Below are 6,694 nucleotides of genomic sequence, written 5' to 3' on the forward strand. Positions count from 1 at the left end.
AACTATTATTTATTAGTTTATATAAAGTACCTTTTAATCTTTTTTCAAATTAATATCTGCTACTACATCAGTATTTATGGTTAAAATAATAGGAACTTGTTTATGTATATCCTTTGTAGAATATTAGGAAGTGTATAGGAACATCCTCTTTTTCAAAGGAAGAAAAGATTGCATTATCACATATGGTTAAAATAAAATAAAGGAAAGATGTATAAATTGTAATAATTTCTTAATGAAATTGTAAGGTTTTTAAATTATAATATATCTATAGTATATTTTTTAATATACTATACTTATTAAATAGNNAATTAATACATTATTATAATAATAATTGGGGTGATTAAGTGGATAGAAAAATCTATGTTGTATTGACACAAACAGGAACTTTTTTTTCAAGAGCTATAAAGCTATATACTAGATATAATTATAATCATACATCTATAGCCTTAGATAAAGAATTAAAGCAATTATATAGCTTTGGAAGAAGAAAAATATATTTTCCACTTCATGCTGGTTTTGTTAGAGAACAAATTGATGGAGGAATATTTAAGCTATATAAAAGGACATCCTGTAGAGTTTATGAATTAAGTGTTACAGAAGATGAATATAATGAAGTTAAAGAGATTATAGATCGATTTGAAAGTGAACATGATAGATATAAATATAATTTTTTAGGCATTTTAGCTATAATGTTACACATACCTTATCAAAGAAGATATCATTTTTTATGCTCACAATTTGTGGCTTACGTACTAAAAGAAGGCAAAATCATAAACTTTGATAAAGATGTTTCTTTAGTGAAACCAGAGGATTTTGATGGAATAGAAAAGGGACAAGTAGTTTATAGTGGCTTATTAAGCCATTATGCATACTAAAATTATAATTATATATTTGTGAAATTATATTTATTATTTTAATATTTATTACAATGGCAGTAAGATGAAAATATCTTACTGCTTTATTTTAGTAGAATTTAATTGAAAATGTTAAATTTAGTATGATATTTAAACTAGAATTTTAGTATTAATTTTAAATGTGATATACATAAAACATTAATAATATTTGTGTTTATATTAATTAATATGGTATTATATAAAATGTGCTAAAAAGAGATACTATATAAATTGAAGATAATTTTAAATTTAAATAAAGGAGTTAAGGTAATGAGTGATTATATAAAGGAGATAGAGAAAAGAAGAACCTTTGCTATAATTTCCCACCCAGATGCAGGTAAAACTACACTTACTGAAAAATTACTTTTATATGGGGGAGCAATAAGACTAGCAGGATCTGTTAAAGCAAGAAAGACATCTAAGCATGCTGTTTCTGACTGGATGGAAATTGAGAAGAAGAGAGGAATTTCTGTTACATCTTCAGTAATGCAGTTTGGATATGAGGGATATTGTATAAACATATTAGATACTCCAGGACACCAGGACTTTAGTGAAGATACATATAGAACACTTATTGCTGCAGATAGTGCAGTAATGGTTATTGATGGAGCAAAAGGGGTAGAGGATCAAACTAGAAAGCTATTTCATGTTTGTAGTATGAGAGATATTCCAATATTTACTTTTGTAAATAAGATGGATAGAGAAACAAGAGACCCTTTTGAACTTATGGAAGAGATAGAAAATGAATTGGGTATAAAATCATATCCAATAAACTGGCCTATAGGTACAGGTATGCACTTTAAAGGTGTTTATGATAGAAATAATAAACAAATTCAAATTTTTAAAGCTGGAGATCATGGGCAGTTTGAAGTAAGTGAGACTGTTATAGATTTAGAAGATGAATCAGCAGCTAGAGAGGCTATAACAGATAGTCTATATGAAAAGTTACTTGAGGACATAGAATTATTAGATATAGCTGGAGATGCCTTTGATGAAGAAAAGGTGAGAGTTGGAGAACTTACCCCTGTATTTTTCGGTAGTGCTTTAACTAATTTTGGTGTAGAACCATTTTTAGAGAACTTCTTAAAGTTAACTACAGCCCCATTAGGAAGAAATTCTGATATAGGAAACATAGAGGCAACAGATGATAATTTTTCTGCTTTTGTATTTAAAATTCAAGCTAATATGAATAAGGCTCATAGAGATAGAATAGCTTTTATGAGAATATGTTCAGGTCAATTTGAAAAAGGTATGGAAGTTTATCATGTTCAAGGTGGAAATAAAATAAAGCTAGCACAACCTCAACAATTTTTAGCTCAAGATAGAGAAATTGTTGATAATGCTTATGCTGGAGATATTATAGGAGTATTTGATCCAGGTATATTTAGTATAGGTGATACCCTTTGTTCACCAAGCAAGAAGTTTAAGTTTGAAGGAATTCCAACCTTCGCACCAGAACACTTTGCAAGGGTTAGAACTGTAGATACTATGAAGAGAAAACAATTTATAAAGGGTGTAACACAGATAGCTCAAGAGGGAGCAATTCAAGTATTTAAAGAACTTCACATAGGAACGGAACAAATCATAGTAGGAGTTGTAGGAGTTCTTCAATTTGAAGTTTTAGAATTTAGATTAAAAAATGAATATAATGTAGATATAAAAATGGATATGCTTCCATATAGAAATATTAGATGGATTGAAGCTTTAGAAGGTAAAGTTGATGATTTAAGTTTAACAAGTGATTCTAAAGTTGTTAAGGATATTAAAGATAGAGACTTACTTATATTCCAAAATGATTGGGGTATTAGTTGGGCACTAGATCACAATAAGGGCTTAGTTTTATCTAATATTAGTAAAGGTGAATAATAGAAAAATTCCTCAAGTTTCTTTGAGGAATTTTTTTATTTAACTATTAAATTTATTTTTTACAGTTAGGTATTCTTCTATGTAGTCCATGGCAATAGTTAGAAGAGCTACTGCAATTATTAAATTAATTAAATTTCCTCCCATAACAAAAAATAAACCAATTAAAACTACCAATAGTAAAAAGCTACCAAACCAACGAAGATACATCACATATGTCAATCCTTTCTACATCCAAGTAAAGTAATAAGTTAGATCTTTTGACTATTTTCTCAAAAATATATAGGATTATAAGATCTGAAAGTCAAAGGTAAAATTATTTTGTGTAAAATACTTAATATTATTCTTTTATATTAAAAAATAAGGTTGAATTTCTTTAGATTTAATGTATAATTTAATTGTATGGATACTAAATTTGTTGTATGGGTACAATATTGCATAATCATAAAGGGGGACTTTAAATGAAAGAAAAGGCATCAATAAAAGCATCGAGAAATAGTTTTAGAATCATTGAAATAGTTCAAATAGGACTGATGGCAGCGTTAACATATATAGCAACTGCAGTTATAGCTATACCAGTAGGAGATAATGCAGTTTTACATATAGGTGATGCAGTACTATTTTTATGTGCCATCTTACTAGGAAAAAAAAGAGGAGCTGTGGCTGCTGCTATAGGTATGACATTTTTTGATTTGTTTTCTCCATACTATATATGGGCGCCATTTACCTTTATTATAAAAGGAGTTATGGCATATATAGTAGGAGCTATAGCCTATAGAGGTGATTATCAAGGAGATAAATTTTGGAATAACTTATTTGCATTCATTGTAGCAGGAATAGTTATGATTTTTGGATATTTTCTTGCTGGAGGTTGCTTAAATAACTTTGTATATGGAATACCAACTATTGGACAAGGATTTATAGTGGCTTTAAAGGATATACCAGCTAATATACTTCAAGTAGCAGGGGGAATTGCTATAGCATTACCACTTTCCATACCGTTAAAAAAATATTTAGCTAAATATTTATAATAGATAGAGCATCACTAAAGGTGGTGCTTTATTTTTTTGTATTTTGGGGCAAACTAAATTAAAATAAAAAATTAACCTATTGACAATATATAAATGGAGTATTATTATGTAGATATACCCCCTGAGGGGGGAGGGGAGGTAAATGATGAGTGAAGAAAGAAAAAAAGCTTTGCAATTGTTAAAAACAGCAAGGGGTCAGATAGATGGAATTATAAAAATGATAGAAGAGGGGAGGTATTGTATCGATATTTCTAATCAAATCTTAGCATCACAAGCTTTATTAAAGAAATCAAACTTAGAAATTTTAAAAGGACACTTAAATCATTGTGTTAAGGATGCAGCAATAAATAATAATATGGATGAAAAGATTGTGGAAATAAATAATATATTAGAAAAGATAATTACAAAATAAAGAAGGTGAAAACATGGATAATAAATCATTTAAAATAGAAGGCATGACTTGTTCTGCTTGTGCAAATAGAGTAGAGAGAGCAATTAGTAAGTTAGAGGGGGTTGAAAAAGCAAATGTAAATTTTGCTACAGAAACTTTAACTGTAGATTTTAATAAGGAAAATTTAAATTCTCAAAAGATTGAGGAAGCCGTAGTTAAATCCGGATATGGCGTAAAGAAAAATGTAAAAACCTATAATTTTAAAATAGAAGGAATGACTTGTTCTGCCTGTGCTAATAGAGTAGAAAGAGTAACTAAAAAACTAGATGGGGTAGAAAATTCTACGGTAAATTTTGCCACAGAGAAGCTTACTATAAAAGTAAATGAAGATGAGATATCCTATGGTGATATAAAAGCAGCAGTAGATAAAGCAGGTTACAAGTTAATTAAAGAAGAAGTGAAAGATAAGGAAAAACAAGGAGAGGAAAAAAGTGAAGCTAGTAAATTACTTACAAGGTTCATATCTTCCCTAATTTTTACAGTTCCACTACTAATTATAACAATGGGTCACATGGTAGGGATGCATCTTCCATCTATAATAGATCCTATGGCTAATCCGCTAAACTTTGCATTAATTCAGTTGATACTAACATTACCAGTAATGATAGCTGGATATAAGTTTTATAAGGTAGGACTTAAAAATTTAATTAAACTAAGTCCTAATATGGACTCACTAATATCCATAGGAACTTTGGCTGCTTTTATATACGGTATATTTGCTATATATAAAATAATGCAAGGGGATCATGAGTATGCAATGCATCTATATTTTGAATCTGCTGCAGTAATACTAACCTTAATAACCTTAGGTAAATATTTAGAAGCGGTATCTAAAGGTAAAACCTCTCAAGCTATAAAGGCTTTAATGGGGTTAGCTCCTAAAACAGCAACTATAATTAGAGATAACAAAGAAATTGTAGTACCTGTAGAAGAGGTTATAGTTGGGGATATAGTACTAGTTAAACCAGGTGAAAAGTTGCCAGTAGATGGAGAAGTTATAGAAGGAAATACATCTATAGATGAATCAATGCTTACAGGAGAGAGCATACCTGTCGAAAAATCTATGGGAAGTAGTGTAATAGGGGCTAGTATTAATAAAACAGGATTTATTAAGTATAAGGCCACTAGAGTTGGTAGAGATACTGCTCTTGCACAAATAGTTAAGCTAGTAGAAGATGCTCAAGGTTCAAAAGCACCTATTGCTAAACTAGCAGATGTTATATCAGCCTACTTTGTACCTGTAGTTATAGGTCTTGCTATAATTGCTTCAGTGGGTTGGTTGATTGCTGGTGAAACACCTATATTTTCTCTTACTATATTTATTGCAGTACTGGTTATTGCCTGCCCATGTGCTTTAGGTCTTGCTACTCCAACTGCCATTATGGTAGGAACAGGAAAGGGTGCTGAAAATGGTGTTTTAATTAAAGGTGGAGAACCATTAGAGACTACTTATAAATTAAAAACCATAGTATTTGATAAAACGGGAACTATAACAGAGGGAAAACCTAAGGTTACAGATATTATAGCTAATGGTGAATCAGAGGAAGAAATTCTTATTTTAGCAGCTAGTGCAGAGAAGGGATCAGAACATCCACTTGGTGAAGCTATTGTTAAAGATGCAGAGGAAAAAGGGTTGAGCCTTAAAGTAATCGATAAATTTAATGCTATTCCAGGACATGGTATAGAAGTAGAAATAGATAAAAAATCTATTCTTCTAGGAAATAAAAAACTTATGATGGAAAAAAACATTAATATTTCAAGTTTAGATGAAACTTCTGATAGATTAGCTTCAGAGGGAAAAACACCAATGTATATAGCTATAGATGGAAATGCTGCTGGAATTATAGCTGTAGCAGATACTGTTAAAGCAAGTAGTAAAAATGCTATAGAAAGTCTGCACAAAATGGGCATAAAAGTAGCTATGATAACTGGAGATAATAAGAGAACGGCGGATGCCATTGCAAAACAAGTTGGTATAGATATAGTATTATCAGAGGTTTTACCAGAGGATAAAGCAAATGAAGTGAAAAAGCTTCAAGTTGATGGAAATAGAGTAGGCATGGTTGGTGATGGTATTAATGACGCTCCAGCCCTTGCCCAGGCTGATATAGGAATAGCAATAGGATCTGGAACAGATGTAGCCATTGAATCGGCAGATATAGTTCTTATGAGAAGTGACTTAATGGATGTAATATCAGCAATAAAACTAAGCAAAGCAACTATTAAAAATATAAAGGAAAATTTGTTCTGGGCCTTTGGTTACAACGTATTAGGAATACCAGTGGCCATGGGAGTATTACACATTTTTGGTGGGCCATTATTAAATCCTATGATAGCTGCAGGAGCTATGAGTCTAAGTTCAGTATCAGTATTATTAAATGCATTGAGACTTAGAAGATTTAAAGCTTAATATTTATATAGGAAACTATATAAATATTAGTGCTAGTATACTTTTA

6 protein-coding genes are annotated in these 6,694 nt (G+C 30.3%); 5 read left to right on the forward strand and 1 reads right to left on the reverse strand.

Going from position 1 to position 6,694, the window contains the following annotated elements; translation table 11 throughout:
• Positions 1-344 precede the first annotated feature (344 nt).
• Together B3630_RS14780 and B3630_RS14785 are read left to right on the forward strand one after the other, a co-directional pair.
• The gene (locus B3630_RS14780) at positions 345-875 is read left to right on the forward strand and encodes a hypothetical protein (protein ID WP_346868998.1); all 531 of its coding nucleotides are present in this window, start codon (positions 345-347) and stop codon (positions 873-875) included.
• 288 nt (positions 876-1,163) lie between these two features.
• Positions 1,164-2,759: a peptide chain release factor 3 gene (locus B3630_RS14785; protein WP_346899486.1), complete on the forward strand. Its 1,596-nt coding sequence runs from the start codon at positions 1,164-1,166 to the stop codon at positions 2,757-2,759.
• A 39-nt stretch (positions 2,760-2,798) separates the two neighbouring features.
• On the opposite strand, the gene B3630_RS14790 is transcribed toward B3630_RS14785, so the two are convergent.
• A complete protein-coding gene (locus B3630_RS14790) occupies positions 2,799-2,978 on the reverse strand; it encodes a hypothetical protein (RefSeq protein WP_346899488.1) in 180 nt (59 codons plus the stop codon).
• A gap of 239 nt (positions 2,979-3,217) precedes the next feature.
• Here B3630_RS14790 and B3630_RS14795 point away from each other — a divergent pair, with 239 nt between their 5' ends.
• The 3 genes from B3630_RS14795 to B3630_RS14805 all read left to right on the forward strand — a co-directional run bounded on the left by B3630_RS14795 (position 3,218) and on the right by B3630_RS14805 (position 6,648).
• Entirely contained in the window at positions 3,218-3,787 is a 570-nt protein-coding gene (locus tag B3630_RS14795) for an ECF transporter S component (RefSeq protein ID WP_346899490.1), read from the forward strand.
• Positions 3,788-3,932: 145 nt separating this feature from the next.
• Positions 3,933-4,199: a metal-sensing transcriptional repressor gene (locus B3630_RS14800; protein WP_035132480.1), complete on the forward strand. Its 267-nt coding sequence runs from the start codon at positions 3,933-3,935 to the stop codon at positions 4,197-4,199.
• Positions 4,200-4,212: 13 nt separating this feature from the next.
• Complete coding sequence (locus B3630_RS14805; protein WP_346899492.1) at positions 4,213-6,648, forward strand: heavy metal translocating P-type ATPase; 2,436 nt, start codon at positions 4,213-4,215, stop codon at positions 6,646-6,648.
• The last annotated feature ends 46 nt before the right edge of the window (positions 6,649-6,694 follow it).

Source organism: Clostridium sp. UBA7503 (genome assembly GCF_002477055.1).
GTDB classification, from domain to species: Bacteria; Bacillota; Clostridia; order Clostridiales; family Clostridiaceae; genus Clostridium_J; species Clostridium_J sulfidigenes.